The sequence below is a fragment of the Deltaproteobacteria bacterium genome, assembly GCA_030654105.1.
In the GTDB taxonomy this organism is placed as follows: Bacteria; Desulfobacterota; SM23-61; order SM23-61; family SM23-61; genus JAHJQK01.
This window is the reverse complement of the sequence record JAURYC010000306.1, coordinates 1-17,888: the sequence shown is the minus strand read 5'-3', so window position 1 is coordinate 17,888 and position 17,888 is coordinate 1. Positions and strand designations below refer to the sequence as shown.

Genomic DNA, 17,888 nt, shown 5'->3' with positions numbered 1-17,888 from the left:
CCACAATCAGGGTTGCCCAACTGGCCTGTAAAACGAAGCTGGATCAGATCCCCCGCGAAGTGATTAACTACAGCAAGAGTCTGGCCCTCAGCGCCCTTGGCGGCATGGTATCTGGCGCACAGATTCCCAGCTGCAAGGTCGTCACCCGATACGTCCAGCGGATGGGTGGGAACCAGGAGGCCACCGTCGCCGCCTCCGGCTTCAAGACCTCTGTCGAGAACGCTGCCTTGGCCAACGGCCATTTCGCCCACACCACGGAGTACGAGGATGACAGCATGCCCGAAGGCGTCTCCACCTACACGCTGTATCCTGCCCTCTTCGCCCTAGCCGAGAAGCTGGGCTCTCCCGGCAGCCGCGTCCTCGAGGCCTTCGCGGCGGGCTACGAGGTGCAGTCCAGACTTGGCATCGACTGCAACAACGCCCGTAAGCGGGGATATCTGAACCTCAGCCTCACGGGAGTTCTAGGGATAGCGGCAGGGGCGGCGAAGCTGCTAGATCTCGATGTGGAGCGGACAGCATGGGCGCTGAGCTTGGCCGCCTCCCAGGGGTGTGGCCTAACCCGACAGACGGGAACCGATGCCCACTTCATCGAGATGGGGGTCGCGGGGAGAGACGGCTTAGCGGCGGCACTGTGGGCCGCGGAAGGGCTAACCGGAAGCACCACCATCTTCGAAGGCCCGAAGGGGTTCTTGGACCTGAAGACGGCGGGAGAGGTGTCGAAGCCGACGGACGTGGTGAACAACTGGGGGAAGCCCTACCGGGTCATGGCTGTGGGGATCAAGAGTTACCCCTGCGCTACCACATGCAGCGGTACATCCAGGGCGTGGTTGATCTAAAGCAGGCCCACGGCTTCCGGGCTGGCGAGGTGGAAAGGGTGGACGTGGAGGTGAATCCTATGGTGCCCCAGTTCATCCGCTATCCCGAGCCGAGGAACCTGGCCGAGGCCAGGTTCAGCATGCCCCACAGCCTGGCGGTGGCAATCCTGGATGACAGGATCACCCTTCGTAGCTTCTCCGACGAGAGGGTGAAGGACCAGGATGCCCGCGAACTACGCCAGAGGGTGAAGATGATCGTGCACGAGGAGTGGCAGTACGGAGCCCTGACCGGGCCCTACCCGCTCACCGTGATCCTGAAGGACGGTACGCGGCTCAGCAAAGACTGCATGAAGGTCAACGGGCAGCCGCCAGATCTCCTGCCGGTGGAGCAGGTGATCCAGAAGTATCGGCTGTGCACCGAGGATCTGCTGGCGGAGGACAAGATCCAAGAGTCGATCCGAATGACCCTGGGGTTAGAGGAACTGGACAACGTTGCCAGGCTGATGGAAACCGTGGTGAATTCGAAGGACTGACGATCTGACAGTAATGGTCCGGGACGTTGTTGCCCAGGTTGCATTGATGATCCCAATTGCTTGAAACTTATAGAATCCTTTTATGGCTAAAACCCCTGAAAGCCGGTCAAAGAGGTTCCTATTTCGAGATCTCAAATCAAACATCCTCGTCGGTATGGCCAGTGACCGGTATGCCGGGTGGATCGGGCAGGACAGTAAGAAACGCATGGCGCATGGGGCATGGAGCATAGCGTAAGAACTACTCAACCTGGGGTTTTGTATTTGACCGAACTTGTGAACCTGGCTGCCGCCGTTACGGAAGCAGTTCGCCAAGGTGAGGGGAGAGGCGGATGAGCTATGAGGAATCTTATGCCAAAGCCTTCCCGTTTGACAAAATGGTCAGCGGCATGCTGGATCCGGAGATGATCGAGGATACTGTTAAGATCGTGAACGAGGCTATAAAAGACAAAATCCAAGTAAACCTAATTATCAACAACCGCGCCGGGGGCAACGCCCCGTTGATCGCTCAAAAGATTGCAGAAAGGCTTCATTCGGAGAAAGAGGAGAGGCTATTTTAAAAGCCGATCTCCAGGAGAAAGCGGGAGGTATTGTTAAGAAAAAGGGAATGCCAAATTACGGCCATCGTATTCCCGTGACTTTCTGGGACCGGACTAAGGTAATGTTCTGTCCCAAGAAACACATCAGGATCCCACGAAACGACCGGGAAAAGACCCCGGAAGTGTGGGCAATATTCGCCCCCAAAATAAGAACGAAACGAAAGGAAAAGCCATGAGACTAAAAGACAAAGTAGCCATTATTACTGCTGCAGGTTCAGGGTCGGGTCGTGCCGGGGCTGTGTTGTTTGCCCGGGAGGGGGCGAAGGTGGTGGTGGGGGATATTGATCCCAAAGGCGGGCAGGAGACCGTCAAATTGGTAAAGGAGGCTGGTGGGGAGGCGATTTTTGTCCCTGTCGATTGCGGTCAGATTATGTAATGGGGGGCAAAGCTTTATCCTTGACAAAGCGATAGATCGGATAGGGAAGAGTTGCTAAAGAATGGACAGAGTTTTTCCCATGGGGTTCATATCAATATCTGTTATCAATATGTGGAAAAAGGGGCACGTTGGTTCAAAGACAAATTATTATTGACAAAGGAAATAGAAAAAGGAAATTTGGTGGGATGTTGAAGTGGTCGAGATTGGATGCTCCGGGGGCATTTCATCATGTGATTTGTTAGGGAATTGAAGGATGAAAATCTTTGGCGGCTGAAGGAGTTTTATTATATTGGGGCGGTGTTGGGGCAGGTTTTTAAGTTGCATTTGAACCAACCCCCATTACAAATTATTTCTAAGAAAATTCAGAGAGAGGGGAAGATTGTGAATCGGGATAGGCTTGAAAAACTTGCTGGGGACGAGCGATTCATCGCCGGAATTTATAATTATTGCGATCGATGGTGTGAACGATGTTCTCAAACCCTTCGCTGTTTGAACTTCTCGCTTTTGGAGGAGGAATTTTCCGATCCTGAAACGCATGATATTCGAAATGAAGCATTCTGGAGAAAGATATCAGGGATCCTACAGAAAACCCTGGAGTTGCTGAGGGAAACCGGGAAGAAATGGGGAATAGAACTGGAGACTTTGGATTCAGTGAGTGACACAGAAAGTATGCGGGCGAATGACGAGGCTGCGGAAAACCACGTGATTTGCCGCGCCGCTAAGATCAACAGCAAAATAGTGGAAGATTGGTTCAATGAGAGAGAAAGACTCCTTTTTGAAATTGCAGCTGTCGCTAACGAGGGAGTGGACATCGAGGAAGCCTTCGCGGTGATCCGGTGGTACCAATACTTTATTGCTGCTAAGCTGACGCGAGCCATCCGGGGAAAGATGGAAGAGGAAGAGGAGAAATGCGATGAATTCGCAAGCGATTTGGATGGTTCAGCTAAGATCGCACTTATCGCCATTGACCGTTCGCTTGGCGCATGGGCAGTGATTCCCCGCTATAACCATATTTATGCTGAGAGAGTTCTCGAAATCATCTCTTTTCTCGACCATTTGAGGCAGGCCGTCGAAGAAACATTCCCTGGCGCGAGGTCATTCATTCGACCCGGATTTGACAGAATCGATCTTATCTCAGAGGGATTTGGGGGACAGACTTGATTATTTATTTTAGCGTCATAACTTTACCCAGGATTAGTTTTGTTCTCCACTTACCCTAAAAATCTATGACCTCGATTTCCCCGGCGAAACCTTCCGCGTCCTCAAAGAAAAAGAAGAACGGGAATTTGGGGAGTACGCTCTCTAATGGGATGGTTAATGAATTTTTTCTAAAAACAGGCATTTCAGATAGTGGCTTTCCGGGAAAGAGAGCAGGATCGGATGGTCGGCGCTCTGCCCGCGCTTTTCAATGATCTTCAAGGTTGCCCCCAAATCCCTTGCACATTCCCGCAGGATTTCCAGAAATCTTGATTCAGAAAGATTGTAAGAGCAAGAAGAAGTAACCAGAATTCCCCCGGGGTTCAGTAGGCGAATCGCCCTAAGGTTGAGTTCTTTGTATCCCCGGGAAGCGCCGCCAACATTTTCTTTACTCTTGGCAAAAGCAGGGGGATCGAGGATAATGCCATCGTAATGCCGGCCAGCCTCCGCCTCGGCTTTGAGAAAAGAGAAAACATTTTCCTTGCGAAATTCAGTGTTGGCCAAGCCGTTCAGCAAAGCATTCTCCCGGGCCTGTTCGATGGCCTCTTGAGAAGAATCCACGCCGGTTACCTGGGCGGCGTGGCGCGCAGCATGGAGGGCGAACAATCCATGGTAACAAAAGGCATCGAGGACTCGTCCCCGCAGGAAGCGGGAGGCAGCTGCGCGGTTTTCTCTTTGATCCAGGTAGGCTCCGGTTTTTTGTCCTTTCCATAAATCTACCAGGTATTGGATTGTTCCTTCAAAAACTTGGACCCTGGAAGGACATTCTCCCATTATAATTTTCTTCTCCTGCGGCAACCCTTCAAGCTCTCGTACGCTAAGATCATTCCGCAGCAGGATGGAAGAGGGCCGAAAAAGTTCCAGAAGAATTTTTGTGAACAGGTCCAATAAGTCTTCGGTTGCCTGGGAAAGGGTTTGGAGCACAAAATGGTCGGCGTACCGATCAACAATCAGAGAAGGAATTCCGTCGGATTCGCCGTAGATCAACCGGTAAGCGTTGGTCTTTTCCACTACGGCCTCACGGTAGTGCAAGGCCCTTTCTACCCGCTCTTTCCAGAAATTTAGGTGGATGGGTTCTTGACTTCGGGAAACGAGGCGGAAAGCGATCTTAGAATGTTCGCTGTAAAAACCCTGGGCTAAGAATTTTCCGTTTTTCTCTTCCAGAGATACAATGCTTCCTGGTGCGGCATCTTGGATTTTGGCCAGGTCGTTTCTAAAAATCCAGGGATGCCCCTTCCGAAACCAAGCCAGACCTTTAGCCGTAGGAATTAGACGACCCATAACTTCCCCAAATGCGGAGTGCAGATTGGACCCTTTATTTGGTTGTTGATTAAATATCCTTTTTTCTATATTCTATCTGAAAAAACATAGAAAGGGGAAATTTTTGGCAAGTTCAAAGAGCAAACACAAAAGAATGCAGCATCGTTTTCAACTGAAACTCAAACGGAGACAGAAAAGACGAAAGACCCAAGCATCGCCGGGCCCAGCCAATCCTCCCGAACCCGCCAAGACCTGAAAAGGGTCTTTCAAGTCTTATCTTTAAGCAATTGGTAGGCAGCCTCCTGGACGGCGAGGTGGAGATTTCCACTCTGGGCGATTTCCCGAAGGTCGCTCGTTACCATGAATTTAAGGAGGTAAAGGGCGAGGGAGGGAGGGCAGTAGGGTTATAGACCAGGGCTTTTTTCACGCGGTAACGCGCGATCCATTTGGGATTACGAGAAATTTCCTCACTATAGCTCCGGATAGGGATATTTAGCAAGGAATTCAAGGCAGGAGGAAAGCGTGGATCCGAACCTTTTAACCGGTCTGCTGACACCGAGCACTTCGAAGATCGTTTTTATCATTCTTGACGGGGTGGGCGGAATCCAGATGGAAGGGAAGGGCGGCACAGAACTGCAGGTTGCCCGGAAACCCAATCTGGATCAATTGGCAGAGGTTTCTTCGTGCGGACTTCTGGAACCCGTTGCTCCAGGGATCACGCCAGGGAGCGGGCCTTCCCATTTTGCTCTCTTCGGGTATGACCCTTTCCAGTTCAACATCGGGAGGGGAATTCTGGAGGCAACGGGTATTGATTTTCCTCTCACCGAGAGGGATGTGGTGGCCCGGATCAATTATGCCACCATTGACAAGAACGGGAAGGTCATCGACCGCAGGGCCGGACGAATCTCCAATGAGACCAACGAACGAATCTGCCGCAAGCTGCAGGGAAGTTTACGGCTAAGCCGGGAAGTAGAAGTGATAGTTGAACCGGTTAAGGAGCACCGGGCCGTCCTGGTTCTGCGGGGGGAAGGATTAAGAGGGGAGATCGAGGATACGGACCCTGAGCGGGAAGGTGTTCCTCCCCTGGAACCCAAAGCATTGATTCCCGAGGCAGAGGGTACCGCAGACCTGGTGCGAGATTTTGTTGCTCAGAGCCGGAAAATCCTTGCGGATGAATCCAGAGCTAATATGGTCCTCCTCCGTGGTTTTGCCAAACATACCCGTTATCCTTCAATGAAAGAACGATATGGCCTGAATGCCCTGGCGATCGCTGCTTATCCCATGTATCGGGGAATCAGCCGTCTGGTGGGGATGACGGTTCTTTCCTCCGTAAGTACCCTGGAGGATGAGTTCAAGGCCCTGGCCGATCATTTTGCCGATTATGACTTCTTTTTCCTGCACATCAAACAGACCGATTCCCGGGGGGAAGACGGAAATTTTGATGGCAAAGTGGCGGTCATTGAAGAAGTGGACCGGTATCTTCCCCAGGTGCGGGCGCTCAAACCGGATGTTCTGGTGGTGACGGGGGATCACTCGACCCCTGCCAAGCTGCGCAGCCACAGTTGGCATCCCTTACCGATCATCCTGTATTCCCAATATTGCTTGATTGATCCGGTGAAAAAATTTGATGAAGTTAGCTGTATCGGCGGGGTATTAGGCAAAATGCCTTCCGTACAGCTCATGCCTTTAGCGCTTGCTCACGCCCGGAGATTGACGAAGTTCGGGGCGTAGAATTTTTCACCGCAGAGCGCGCAGAGAACGCGGAGAAAAATATAATTATCGTGAACGGCAAAAGAAAGTTGTCATTACGAATCGTCCAGCATCGCCCAGAACTCTCTGCGTGCTCTGCGGTGAATAGCCTTTAATTTTGATTCAAAAAGGGAAGACGTCAGTGCAAGATTTTCAAAAAGAACGACTGGCCATGGTTGAAGAGCAACTGCGCAGGAGGGACATCTCTGACCCCCGTGTCCTGGAAGCCATGGCCAAGGTTCCCCGACAATCTTTTGTCCCCGCGGATTATCAACCCGCAGCCTATGAAGACCGGCCACTTTCCATCGGGGAGGGCCAGACCATATCCCAGCCTTACATGGTCGCTATCATGACCCAATCCTTGGAGCTGAAGGGAAAGGAACGGGTTCTGGAGATTGGTACAGGTTCCGGGTACCAAACGGCTATTTTAGCAGAGCTTTCCCAGGTTGTTTTTACGGTGGAACGGATCCCCACGCTTATCCAGAAAGCCCAGATGATTTTAGAGGTACTCGGCCACAGGAATATTTTTTTTCTCACCGGGGACGGGACGAAAGGATGGCCAGATAAGGCTCCGTTTGAAGGGATCATCGTTACTGCCGGAGCTCCCGAGATTCCCAAGACCCTTCTCTCCCAATTGGCTGAAGGAGGCCGGTTAGTCATCCCGGTGGGTCCGCGCTATACTCAGACCCTTTACAAAGTAACCCGCCAAGGAAACCGTTTTCAAGAGGATGATATTACCGGGTGTATATTTGTACCCCTCCTGGGAGATTACGGATGGAAAGAGGAATGATTTTGAATGGGGAATGGCGAATGCGGAATTCGGAATAGAAAAAGAAAAAAGAAATAATTTTGCAATCCGCATTCCAAAATGCGAAATTGATAGGCTTTAAAAGTCAAGGCGGCAAAGGCGAGTCGTTGATTGACAGTTTTTCAGAAACTATGGTAATTTTTATATAGGTTTTTCCACCAGGAAAACAAAAGCAGAGGAGAGGAATCCAATGGGGAAGGTTGGGGTTTGGGTTACGGGAATTTTCTTGGCAATGGCGCTGTGGGTTCCGTCAGCCCCGGCAGCGGGAGAGAAGGACGTATTGGAACGCCTGCCCAGCGGCGTAATCAATTGGACCCAAGGGCTCATTACGGCAAAGGGAAGTGGAGCACCGCCCACCGGGATAACCGTGATTTCCCAGGCGCGACTGATGGCAGAACGAGCGGCCAAGGCGGATGCCCTACGAAATCTGCTGGAAGCCGTGAAAGGCGTGCGGGTGGATGCGGACACGACCGTGGAAAACTTCACAACCAAAAACGACGTAGTAATGACCCGGGTTAGCGGGATTGTCAAAGGAGCAACCGTGGTAGACAAGCGGTATTTGAGTGATGGAGGCGTAGAGGTGACCGTGGCTGTCTATCTTACGGGTGAACTTTTGGCAGTGATGCTCCAGGAGTTACCCCCGCTGACCACGCCATTGATGCCTGCCCCGGCCATTCCGTTTATTGACAAACCCTTACCGCCTTCGCGACCAATCCCGCCACCAATCCCGCCGCCCCAAGACAAGAAAGTACCTCTGCCTCCCCAGGAAAAGAAAGTGACTCCGCCCCCTGCGGCCGAAGAGAGAAAAGTAACTCCGCCACCTGTAGTCGAAGAGAAAAAACCTCCTGCGGCCCCCGAAGTTCAGGCCAAAATCGAGGAGAAATTGGATTTAAAAAAATTGGAGTATACCGGTTTAATCGTTGATGCCAGAAAATTGGGCTTGCGCCCGGCACTGATTCCCAAGATCCTCAATCAAAAAGGAGAAATGGTTTACAGCTCGCAGAGTCTAGCGCAGCGAGAATTAATCAAGATGGGGTTAGTCGGGTATGCCAAAGATGTTGACGCGGCGTCCAAGAACCAAAGAGTTACGGCGGACCCTTGCATCGTCCCCGGACTGAACGCCGCTGGAGAGAAAAAGACCGACGTGGTCATTTCCAACCGGGATGCTCAAATGGTTCTGACCACTGCACCCTATACGGGATACTTGAAGAACGGCCGGGTCATGATTGTTTACGACTGATTCCTTCGGGGCGAAAAGGGATGAAAACGAAACTTTTGTTGATTAGTTTTTCGATATTGGGGTGGATCCTTCTTAAGGGATGGCTAAGTCCGGCGTTCGCAGCTACCAAGATTCTCGCTGGAAAGCATACGACCATCTATGACATCGTCAATCCGCTGGGGGTTGAATTCCTTCCCCATTACAGCAATAGTGCCTATTCTCAGAAAGTCCTTCAGGAAGATGAGTTCAGCAAAAGGGTGATGATCGAGGTCAACCTCGGGCCTTTGAATTCCAAGGCTCCTTTTCCTCTCTCTCCCCAACAACTCCCCTGGGATATGAAATTATTTTTGAACCCGGAAAAAGACATTCCGGTGAAGGAAGGGAACATCGTTGCTGAGGCGAGAAAACTTACCCAAGGTGCTCAGACCATCCACGAGGCTGTGACCTCAATCTTCAACTGGATCGTGGACAACCATACCTATGATGCCGGGCGAAATACCCCTCAGGATGGAAGGTCGGTTTTTTACAACAGGCGGGGGTCTTGTGTGGGGTACACCAACCTTTCTATCGCCATGCTACGGAGTGTGGGAATTCCGGCAAGGTACGCCCATGGTTACCTGCCGCCGGGATATGACTGGGGGATTTCCAAGAAATATTGGGGAGTCCAAATCAGTGGCGGGGGGTACCATGGCTGGGTCGAAGTATATTACCCCGATATTGGGTGGACTTTTTCAGATTTACTTCATTCGAAGAATTTTGTCGACCCTTTTCATGTCTTGCGATATATCGACGGGATCAACCTCAATCCGAGAAACAACAAGGGCGGAAGCCTGGACGTGGAAGAAGCCACAACTTTCACGATTTTCAAAGAAGAAAATACCACCCTGGCCATAGATCAACTCTCCATGCCCCAGAAAGATATTCTCGCCCGGCAATCCGGAAAACAGCAGTTCGGGACAATCTACGGATTGATCAAGGATGCCTCCGGAAAACCCATTCCCAAAGGGAGTGTAGTCCTATGGGAAGGAATCCAGGGTAAGGTTATGCCTTTTGAAAAAGGCCTTTACTCTCTCTTAGGGCTGGAAGACGGGACCTACCGCTTGACCATTAAGGTTGATGGATATGGAGAGGTAGAAAAAAATCTTCAAGCCATCAAGGGAGAGGTAAAAAATATAGATATTGTCCTGCCTCCATTCGGCTCATCTCCATCCCAACCTCCTTCCAAGACGATACCGAAATCCAAGGGCGCGCCGAGGGCCAAGTGATGGGCAGGAGAAAGGCTTTTTCCCTGCTCTCCGGCGGTCTGGACAGCCTTCTCGCCACCCGTCTGATCATGGACCAGGGAATCGAAGTCACAGGCCTACATTTTATAACCCCCTTTTTCGGTTATAGCAAAAAAGGGCAGGAAGCCCAATTTGAAGAAAGATGGATACGCCTTTACGGGATTCCAGCGAGAATTATTGACGTCAGTGAAGAGTATTTCCAGGTCCTGCGCCATCCCCGGTACGGGTACGGGAAAAACTTCAACCCCTGCATCGACTGCAAGATTTTCCTTTTCTCCCAAGCAAGAGCCCGGATGGAGGAAGAAAAAGTTGACTTTTTAGTCACTGGGGAGGTGTTAGGTCAGCGACCCATGTCCCAGCGCAGGGATACCTTGCGGATTGTCGAACGGGATTCCGGGACCGAAGGAATACTCCTCCGGCCCCTTTGTGCCAAAAACCTCAAGCCCACCCGCCCGGAGTTGGAAGGCCTGGTGGATCGGGAGAAACTTCTCGATCTCAGAGGGCGCAGCCGTAAACCGCAGATGAAGCTGGCTGCAGAGATGGGTTTCCGCCATTATCCCTTACCGGCTGGTGGATGCCTTCTTACCGACCCTGTGCTGGCCAGCCGGTTCAGAAAATATTTCGATCAAACCCCAGCCATTACAACCGGGGAAATCCTTCTTTTTCAGGTAGGCAGACATTTTCAATTGCCCGGAGGTGGTCGTCTGGTTGTGGGAAGGCGGGACGAGGAGAATCAGAAATTGATAAAACTCCGGCAGAAAGAGGATGTCCTGCTGAAAGTCCAGGATATCCCCGGACCGCTGGGGTTGATGCGAGGAAAAAAGGGGGAAGATATATTATCCCTGGCCGCTGCTATCGTTTCCCGGTATAGCAAGGCCAAGGAATGGAATGAAGTCGAAGTGCTCTATGGCCAGGAGGTTGATAATCTTTCCGGACGCCTCTTGGTAAAACCGGCTAAGGATAATCAAATCGCTTCCCTGAGGTTTTAAACTGACTCCTGACTCCAGAATTTTTGATTCCCAGGTAACCTTTTTTACGTAGGATAAATATCGGATGGAGCAGGGGGCAGTTCTTCCAGTTGGCGCTGCAGAGATTGGGCCTTTTTAACCAGGTCACGCTGCTGGTCACTTTTCCTCCTCCCGGGAAATTCTTCCTGGATCTTCTGGCAAACCTTACAGATCATTGCTCTGTAAATTTCTAAAAATTCCACTTTCCCGGCCAAGGATAGACACTTCTCGAAAAAATTCAATGCCTGAAGTGGGTCGAAGGCATAAAATTGTTCCATCCCCTGGCTAAGGTAGATCTTGAATTGAAGACTTTCGTCCCCCGGACTTATTTCCAGGGCCTGGGAGAAGGTTTGTATCGCCTTGTTGTAGAAAGCACTCCGGAAATAGGATTCCCCGGCCAGGCGATAAGGTTGAGCCTCATCCGGGCCATATAGGGTTCGAAAAAGTTCTTTCAAAGCATCTTTTCCCATCACTTCCTGGAGGAGTTCCGTTTCTTCCAGAAAAAAACGGATAAGGAGACCGTTCTCCCTGTACTCGAAAAGGAGTTCTTTAAATTGGCGAAAGACATCTTTCGTTAAAACGGCAATTTCTTCCATCCCTTCCTGGAAACTGTTTTCAGCCCGGGAAAGGATTCCTTGAAATTGGCGGACAAGATTTTCCTGGTGAGGAGGGTAATCTCCCTTCTCGACCAAGGCCCGATATTTCGGGCCGTAAATTTCGAGTTGATAAAGGTCTTCCCGTATCTTCATAGCCAAGTGAAAGATGGAACCGATGGTTAAGTCAAAGATCTGTTCTTTTTCGGAAATGATTGCAGAGCTACGGCGGTACAAAGCATGGGAAAGTTCCTTGAGGGCATAAAGGAGGCTTTGCCCCCGGTCGTCGACGAGTTTGGCCAAGTCGGCAAATTGGAGGGATCCCTGTTTATAGTTCTGGTATTGCTGGCGAAAAGTCACCACCGCTAAGAGGAAGTGGCGAACGATTTCCATAATCTGCCGGTCGCGTTTTTTCTGAAGGAGGTCGTTATCTTCCATTTTGCCGTTTACTCCTGGCGCAATTTTATAATCAGACGCCATGAGAAAGCAAGGGAATTATGAGGTCACCGGTGGTACTTTTCCCTTGCTCTACGGAGATGAAAATGGTATGAAAATATTTACTTTATCAAGTAGGAATTTCAGGGGCAGGGGACGCAGATAAACGCAGAAAATTCGGCTTAAAAAAACAAATGGGAAGTGTTCTTTTAAAAATTTAGAACCTTTCGTGCCCCGGCGAAATTTGAAGGACTTTATTTTTTTCTGCGGTTGCCTGCGGAAATCGGCGTCCCAGTGAATTAAAAGGAACAGCGGAGGAGGGTAGAGAATGAATGTCGGCGAGCGGGTGAAATTCCAATTCGGTGGCGAAGAAAAGGAAGGTCTGGTCGTTAAAATATTTCCGAAGAGGGTTTATTTGAGGGTAGACTTTCCCCGCCACCCGGGAAAAATTGTGGTAAGGTCCATCGCGGAGCTGGAGGGAAAAGGCCCAGCACCGAAGAAAAAAAAGAAAAAGGAAAAGGGAAAAAAGGAAAGAATTAAGGGGAAAGAAGAGAAGAAGAAAGAGGAGAAAAAAACCGTGGAGGAGAAAGAGTAGACCGGAGTAAAATACCCAATTTATTGGGAGCCATTTGAAGACCTATCCTCAGGGTGGCGGGCGATCTCCTTTTCCCGCCGCTTCTGTTGTCGATGGCGCCTTAGAAAGAAAATTCCCAGCCAGGCCGCAATTAAAATTTGGGCAATAAGGCAGATGATCAAGAGGGTGAAGGCAGTCATAAGAAATTTTAGTCCACGGGGAAAAAGAACTGTCCTCAGTTACGCGGTTAGAACAATATGGAGAAGGATTGGAATTCGCCCCGGAATTCTTCCATCTGGACGATCAATTCAGTAACATGAGCGGAAGGAGGCCCGTGGCGGCACCACTGGATCATGGCCTCCACATTTTCCTCTTCCCCTTCGCAAAGGACGGCCACGGACCCGTCGGGAAGGTTACGGACCCATCCCGTAAGATTATATTTTTTGGCTTCGCGCTGGGTGTAGTACCGGAAATTCACCCCTTGGACAATTCCTTTAATGATAAGCTTGGCTCGATTTTTAGCCATCGTTTCACCTATCGTCCTGAGCCAACATCCTCAAAAATTCGTCTTCGGTAACGATCTTTACCCCGAGAGTCTTGGCCTTCTCGTATTTTGACCCCGGATCCTCTCCCACCAATACAAAATCCGTTTTCTTACTCACGGACGAAGAAGTTCGCCCACCCAACGATTCGACCTTGGATTTAGCCTCCTCACGGCTTAAAAATTTCAGCGAACCGGTCAAGACAAAAGTTTTCCCCTCCAGCTTGCGGAGAATCGGTTGCACCGGAAGAGGCCGAGAAGGATATTCCACCCCCGATTCTTTGAGCTTCTGGATAACTTTTTGGTTGTCCTTCTGCTGGAAAAATTGAACAATCGAGGAAGCAATTTCATCCCCGATCCCGTTAATCGTCTTGAGCTTTTCCCAAGAGGCCTGGGAGAGTTTTTCCAAGGTAGGGAACTCCCGGGCCAAAAGTTTGGCAATATGCTCTCCAACGTGCAGAATACCTAAGGCATATATAAGCCGTTCCAGGGATGTTTTTTTACTGTTTTGAATGGCAGTTAAAATATTTCCCCCCAACTTCTCGCCCATTCTCTCCAGAGTAAGCAGATCTTCGAGGGTTAGGGCATAAAGGTCCGCATAATCTTTGACCAAGCGTTTTTCAACCAGCTGTTCAATAATTTTCTCCCCCAGGCCCTCGATGTTCAGGGCATCTCGGGAAGCAAAATGGATGATGGTTTCTTTGAGTTTGGCCGGGCAGGCAATGCCGGTGCAACGGACCACGGCCATCTCTTTTTTCCCTTTGGGTTTTTCCACGTCGGAGCCGCAAACCGGACATTGATTGGGAATACGGAATTTTTTTTCTTTGCCTGTCCGCTTTTCGAAAACAACCCGGACCACCTCGGGGATGACGTCTCCAGCCCGCTGGATGACCACCGTATCTCCGATGCGCACATCTTTTTTATCAATCTCATCCTGGTTATGCAGCGTGGCCCGGCTGATTTCGACGCCGCCGACTCGCACGGGGTCCATGATGGCGGTTGGGGTTAGGGCACCCGTTCTACCTACATTGACGATGATGTCGCGAATTTTGGTGGTGACCTGTTTCGGTTTAAACTTGAAAGCCAAAGCCCACCGTGGGCTGCGAGCAATGTTTCCCAAAGTTTCCTGGAGGCGGAGGGAATTCACCTTAATGACCACTCCGTCAATCTCGTAAGGAAGTTTCTCCCGGAGTTCGTCCACCTCCCAAAAATATTCGAGAACTTGTTCGATTTTTCGGGATTGCTTTCGGTGGGGGTTTACTTTGAAACCCCAGTGCAAAAGGGCTTCCAATAGTTCCCATTGGGTCGCAAAAGTTTGACCGGAGAGCTGGCCCACCCCGTAACAGAAAAAATCCAGAGGACGTTTGGAGGTAATCGATGAGTCCAACTGGCGCAAGGAACCAGCTGCTGCGTTACGCGGATTGGCGAAGAGGGATTCTCCACTTTTTTCTCTTTGACGGTTCAATGCCTCAAAAGCTTTGATAGGCAGGTAGACTTCCCCCCTTACCTCCAGCCTGGAGGGTGGAGATTCTCCTTGGCCAGGGATCAAAGTTAGGGGAATGGTCTTGACGGTCTTCAGGTTCTGAGTAACGTTTTCGCCTACGAATCCATCACCCCGGGTAGATCCAGTGGTAAAATGGCCGTTTTCATAAATAAGTTCAACAGCCACGCCATCCATTTTTAATTCGGCGCAGTATTCGATGTCGTGGGAGGTTTCGAGGAAGCGCTTCACCCGGCTGTCGAATTCCTTAACTTCCTCTTCTGCGAAAGCGTTAGCCAGGCTGAGCATAGGCAAAGTGTGCCGGATTTCCTCGAATTTTTCCAAAGGAGGCGCCCCGACTCTTTGGGTGGGGGAGGTTGGGGTGACAAAATCAGGAAATTGTTGCTCCAGGTTTTCCAGCTCACGCATGAGCTGATCATGTTCGGCATCGGAAATGACCGGATTATCGAGTACGTAGTACCGGTAATTGTGGAAGTTGATTTCCTCCCTAAGTTTTTCGATTTTCGCTTGGGCCTGCGCTTTGTTCATGATCGAATACCTTTGCCACAGAGGGCACAGAGGTCTCAGAGAAAAATTAAGAAAAATTATTTTCTAACAAATATTTAATTCTTAAATATTGTTTTTGGCCCTTTGTTATTTTTTGAGCTTAATAACTCTGTGGGCTCTGTACTACTAACGTTCAATTTCTGAAAATTCTGTTAAGATTATTTTCTAAAATTTTTTATCTGGGTTTATCCGTATTCATCCGTGTCCTAAGTTGTTTTTTGTTCTAAAGATTTTGGTTATAGCTCTGTGATCTCTGTGTCCTCTGTGGCCAATGTTTTTTGGTTGCGGCTCTGCCGCGCTGTGTCCTCTGTGGCCAATTTTGCTTTCAGGGCTGCCACCAGACCGAAGCAGCCGGTCAGCATCATGTCCCCGTAAGGTGCGGCCATATAATAATCTAACCCTTCTGCGAGCGCACGCCGGGGGCCAGTAACCGCGACAAGACCAAATCCTTTTTTCCTGGAGAAATTTGGATCAACAAAACACCCGTGCCCACCATCCCGAAATATTTCATGAGTGGTGAGAAGCTTTTGGGGGAAACGATCCAGAATGGACTTGAGCTTTTTGCCGGTCAACATGCCGGTGTGATGCTCGAAAATTCCCCAGATTCTATTGCCCTGGATTAGGGCACCCAGAGTATGCTGATTTCCTAAATTTACGGCAACCAAGCCTTCTTCCTGTTTTTCTGCCGCTCTGGGGTCGCAGAGGATTCCCCAGAGAGCTGCCGCGCAAGTATCCATCACAAAGGCCCCTGGGGCATCCTTCTGAACGGCAGTCATGCGGGTCATGTATTCAGGAGGATTCCGGTAAATCAGGTTTGACAGATAGCCTCCTGAAAGGATAAATTGCTTCCAGTAAAGAAAGCGGAAACGCCGATTGCTCCCTCGGGGTTTAAAACCGTGGTCCTGAACAGCAATAGCATAGGTTGGAGGTAGCTTTACCAGAAAAGGTCTGAGAGCTTTCTTCAGGGAAGCCAGATCCACATCGCCGAGATGAATCGTCTGCGTGTTAGCGGGGGGAGTGTTGGCTAGGCGAATTCCCCGCCTGCGGATTTCCTCCAGGTTATCATGCAATGTTAAAGCGGCAAGTTCCGTGGCGTAAACTTTCAATCCGGATCTGAGATGTTTCTCCACGGCCCAAGCGCACGGTCCGCCGCCCATGGTGTTGCCGGTCAAAAAGATATTTTTTTGAGAAACCGTTGCCTTGAATATTTTTTGAGCAACGATCTGGGTGGGAGAGGGGAGGATCATCTGCAAGCAGTTTTCCATCGGTCTCCCCTCTTCATAAATAAGGATGTCCTGGGTTCCCCCGCCAATATCTATAGCCAAGATTTTATCTGGAAAGGCCATCTCTACCCCTCAATTCCCCATGGATACCTCTCAAGATGGGATCTATAAAAAATTAACATGTTCTTAAGGGAAAAGGCAATAGGCTATAGAGAAAAGGCCCACGGTTTAAGGTTCAAGGCTCAAGGGAAAAAGCCCTGAGCCTATTTCTTACACCAACGTTTGTTCACCTTGACCTTAATTATCAGAGAATATATGATAGCCGTGCAGGAAAACCAAGGTTGCCAGTGCCTTTCATTTTCTTTTGCTCTTTCCTTCCGTTGCTGAAAAATAGCGTAAGGCCAAAGGTGAAAAGGCAATAAGTAATAGGTGATAGGTAAGAGGTGATAGGCAATAGGCGATATGCAAAATCTATGGCCTATTTTTATAAGGAGAATAAATGAGAGCGTTGGAGGGAATAAAAGTTTTAGACTTATCCCGACTCTTTCCCGGCCCTTACTGCTCGATGATTCTGGCAGACTTGGGGGCTGACGTGCTTCGAATCGAGGACCGGCGGTTCGAAGGGGAGGGGCCGGGGATGCCTACGGTTATGCGCAATAAGCGGCACATGACTTTGAATCTGAAACATCCCCAAGGAAAAGAGATTTTTGGTCGCCTGGTAAAGGAAGCAGATGTAGTCCTCGAAGGATTCCGCCCGGGGGTTACAGAGCGACTGGGGATCGACTACGACCGCTTAAAAGTTTTGAACGCCAAGTTAATCTACTGCTCGGTTACAGGGTATGGGCAGGACGGTCCTTACAAGGATATGGTTGGGCATGACGTTAATTACTTGAGTTTCGCCGGGGTGTTGGCCTTGACTGGCGAGCCCGATAGAAAGCCGGTTATTCCGCCGATCCAGGTTGCGGACATGGCCGCCGGGGGGATGTATGCCGCCCTGGGAATCATGGCCGCTCTGTTAGCCCGCCAGAAGACCGGAAAAGGGCAATACATCGACATCTCCATGCTCGACGGTATTATCGCCATGTTACCATTTCCGGTGAGCTTACTTTGGGGACTGGGGGTAACTCCCCGGAGGGGTGACACCCTCCTTAGCGGCCGGTATCCCTGCTACCACGTTTACGAAACCAAAGAAGGAGAATATATCTCCCTTGGAGCCTTGGAGCATCGCTTCTGGGTGATTCTCTGCCAAAAACTGGGGCGGGATGATTACATTCCTCATCAGTATGATGAAGGGGAAAAACGCCAGGAGATTTTCCGCTTTTTGCGCAAGACATTCCAAGAAAAAACCCGCGAAGAATGGATGGATGAGCTGAAAGACCTAGACGTTTGCATCGGGAAGGTCCTTCACCTCGACGAAGCCTTTAACGACCCGCAGGTAATTCAACGCAAAATGGTGGTTCAATTAACCGACCCCCAGAAAGGAAAGATGAAGCTTTTAGCTTCTCCCATCAAATTGTCAGAGACCCCGCCCGATATCCGGCTGGCCCCAGCCCATTTTGGGGAGCATACGGTGGACGTGCTTAAGGAGCTTGGTTATGAAGAGTTAGAAATCGAAGGCTTGAAAAGAGAAGG

16 protein-coding genes and 1 pseudogene are annotated in these 17,888 nt (G+C 50.2%); 12 read left to right on the top strand and 5 right to left on the bottom strand.

Features of this window, described 5'->3' with window-relative positions; genetic code table 11:
• From Q7V48_13350 to Q7V48_13330, 5 genes and pseudogenes are all read left to right on the top strand, one after another.
• Positions 1-836, top strand: an 836-nt coding sequence (locus Q7V48_13350) for an MmgE/PrpD family protein (protein MDO9211712.1), incomplete at its 5' end; no start/stop codon positions are given.
• Complete coding sequence (locus Q7V48_13345; GenBank protein ID MDO9211711.1) at positions 803-1,348, top strand: hypothetical protein; 546 nt, start codon at positions 803-805, stop codon at positions 1,346-1,348. The genes Q7V48_13350 and Q7V48_13345, both read left to right, overlap by 34 nt.
• 329 nt (positions 1,349-1,677) lie before the next feature.
• The gene (locus Q7V48_13340; GenBank protein MDO9211710.1) at positions 1,678-1,905 is read left to right on the top strand and encodes a hypothetical protein; all 228 of its coding nucleotides are present in this window, start codon (positions 1,678-1,680) and stop codon (positions 1,903-1,905) included.
• Between the two features lie 211 nt (positions 1,906-2,116).
• Positions 2,117-2,293 (top strand): annotated as a pseudogene (locus Q7V48_13335) (SDR family NAD(P)-dependent oxidoreductase).
• Between the two features lie 408 nt (positions 2,294-2,701).
• Positions 2,702-3,481, top strand: coding sequence for a hypothetical protein (locus Q7V48_13330; GenBank protein ID MDO9211709.1), 780 nt, complete (start codon positions 2,702-2,704; stop codon positions 3,479-3,481).
• Positions 3,482-3,634: 153 nt separating this feature from the next.
• On the opposite strand, the gene Q7V48_13325 is transcribed toward Q7V48_13330, so the two are convergent.
• On the bottom strand, positions 3,635-4,798 hold the full coding sequence (locus tag Q7V48_13325; GenBank protein MDO9211708.1) for a class I SAM-dependent rRNA methyltransferase: 1,164 nt from the start codon (positions 4,796-4,798) through the stop codon (positions 3,635-3,637).
• A 501-nt stretch (positions 4,799-5,299) separates the two neighbouring features.
• Between Q7V48_13325 and Q7V48_13320 the strand changes: the two genes are divergently transcribed.
• The 5 genes from Q7V48_13320 to Q7V48_13300 all read left to right on the top strand — a co-directional run bounded on the left by Q7V48_13320 (position 5,300) and on the right by Q7V48_13300 (position 10,825).
• The gene (locus Q7V48_13320; GenBank protein ID MDO9211707.1) at positions 5,300-6,508 is read left to right on the top strand and encodes a 2,3-bisphosphoglycerate-independent phosphoglycerate mutase; all 1,209 of its coding nucleotides are present in this window, start codon (positions 5,300-5,302) and stop codon (positions 6,506-6,508) included.
• A gap of 160 nt (positions 6,509-6,668) precedes the next feature.
• The gene (locus Q7V48_13315) at positions 6,669-7,316 is read left to right on the top strand and encodes a protein-L-isoaspartate(D-aspartate) O-methyltransferase (GenBank protein ID MDO9211706.1); all 648 of its coding nucleotides are present in this window, start codon (positions 6,669-6,671) and stop codon (positions 7,314-7,316) included.
• A 208-nt stretch (positions 7,317-7,524) separates the two neighbouring features.
• Complete coding sequence (locus Q7V48_13310) at positions 7,525-8,574, top strand: LPP20 family lipoprotein (protein ID MDO9211705.1); 1,050 nt, start codon at positions 7,525-7,527, stop codon at positions 8,572-8,574.
• A 20-nt stretch (positions 8,575-8,594) separates the two neighbouring features.
• A complete protein-coding gene (locus Q7V48_13305; protein ID MDO9211704.1) occupies positions 8,595-9,818 on the top strand; it encodes a transglutaminase domain-containing protein in 1,224 nt (407 codons plus the stop codon).
• Positions 9,818-10,825 carry a tRNA 4-thiouridine(8) synthase ThiI gene (locus Q7V48_13300; protein ID MDO9211703.1) on the top strand — a complete coding sequence of 336 codons (1,008 nt, stop codon included), beginning with the start codon at positions 9,818-9,820 and terminating at the stop codon, positions 10,823-10,825. Before Q7V48_13305 ends, Q7V48_13300 begins: the two co-directional genes overlap by 1 nt.
• 44 nt (positions 10,826-10,869) lie before the next feature.
• On the opposite strand, the gene Q7V48_13295 is transcribed toward Q7V48_13300, so the two are convergent.
• Positions 10,870-11,874, bottom strand: a complete 1,005-nt coding sequence (locus Q7V48_13295) for a hypothetical protein (GenBank protein ID MDO9211702.1) — start codon at positions 11,872-11,874, stop codon at positions 10,870-10,872.
• Between the two features lie 325 nt (positions 11,875-12,199).
• Between Q7V48_13295 and Q7V48_13290 the strand changes: the two genes are divergently transcribed.
• Positions 12,200-12,466, top strand: coding sequence for a hypothetical protein (locus tag Q7V48_13290; GenBank protein MDO9211701.1), 267 nt, complete (start codon positions 12,200-12,202; stop codon positions 12,464-12,466).
• A 226-nt stretch (positions 12,467-12,692) separates the two neighbouring features.
• Here Q7V48_13290 and Q7V48_13285 read toward each other — a convergent pair whose 3' ends face one another.
• The 3 genes from Q7V48_13285 to Q7V48_13275 form a co-directional block, all read right to left on the bottom strand.
• Positions 12,693-12,971 carry an acylphosphatase gene (locus Q7V48_13285; GenBank protein MDO9211700.1) on the bottom strand — a complete coding sequence of 93 codons (279 nt, stop codon included), beginning with the start codon at positions 12,969-12,971 and terminating at the stop codon, positions 12,693-12,695.
• Between the two features lie 4 nt (positions 12,972-12,975).
• Positions 12,976-15,015: an NAD-dependent DNA ligase LigA gene (ligA, locus tag Q7V48_13280; protein MDO9211699.1), complete on the bottom strand. Its 2,040-nt coding sequence runs from the start codon at positions 15,013-15,015 to the stop codon at positions 12,976-12,978.
• Between the two features lie 254 nt (positions 15,016-15,269).
• Entirely contained in the window at positions 15,270-16,379 is a 1,110-nt protein-coding gene (locus Q7V48_13275) for a DUF1786 domain-containing protein (protein MDO9211698.1), read from the bottom strand.
• 376 nt (positions 16,380-16,755) lie between these two features.
• Between Q7V48_13275 and Q7V48_13270 the strand changes: the two genes are divergently transcribed.
• Positions 16,756-17,888: CaiB/BaiF CoA-transferase family protein (locus Q7V48_13270; GenBank protein MDO9211697.1), on the top strand; the 1,133-nt coding region annotated here is incomplete at its 3' end.

Coding starts and splice junctions, on each gene's coding strand:
- Q7V48_13295 (MDO9211702.1), bottom strand. CDS start 11,874: ATGGAAGATAACGACCTCCTTCAGAAAAAACGCGACCGGCAGATTATG.
- ligA (MDO9211699.1), bottom strand. CDS start 15,015: ATGAACAAAGCGCAGGCCCAAGCGAAAATCGAAAAACTTAGGGAGGAA.
- Q7V48_13310 (MDO9211705.1), top strand. CDS start 7,525: ATGGGGAAGGTTGGGGTTTGGGTTACGGGAATTTTCTTGGCAATGGCG.
- Q7V48_13285 (MDO9211700.1), bottom strand. CDS start 12,971: ATGGCTAAAAATCGAGCCAAGCTTATCATTAAAGGAATTGTCCAAGGG.
- Q7V48_13340 (MDO9211710.1), top strand. CDS start 1,678: ATGAGCTATGAGGAATCTTATGCCAAAGCCTTCCCGTTTGACAAAATG.
- Q7V48_13305 (MDO9211704.1), top strand. CDS start 8,595: ATGAAAACGAAACTTTTGTTGATTAGTTTTTCGATATTGGGGTGGATC.
- Q7V48_13275 (MDO9211698.1), bottom strand. CDS start 16,379: ATGGCCTTTCCAGATAAAATCTTGGCTATAGATATTGGCGGGGGAACC.
- Q7V48_13345 (MDO9211711.1), top strand. CDS start 803: ATGCAGCGGTACATCCAGGGCGTGGTTGATCTAAAGCAGGCCCACGGC.
- Q7V48_13325 (MDO9211708.1), bottom strand. CDS start 4,798: ATGGGTCGTCTAATTCCTACGGCTAAAGGTCTGGCTTGGTTTCGGAAG.
- Q7V48_13300 (MDO9211703.1), top strand. CDS start 9,818: ATGGGCAGGAGAAAGGCTTTTTCCCTGCTCTCCGGCGGTCTGGACAGC.
- Q7V48_13290 (MDO9211701.1), top strand. CDS start 12,200: ATGAATGTCGGCGAGCGGGTGAAATTCCAATTCGGTGGCGAAGAAAAG.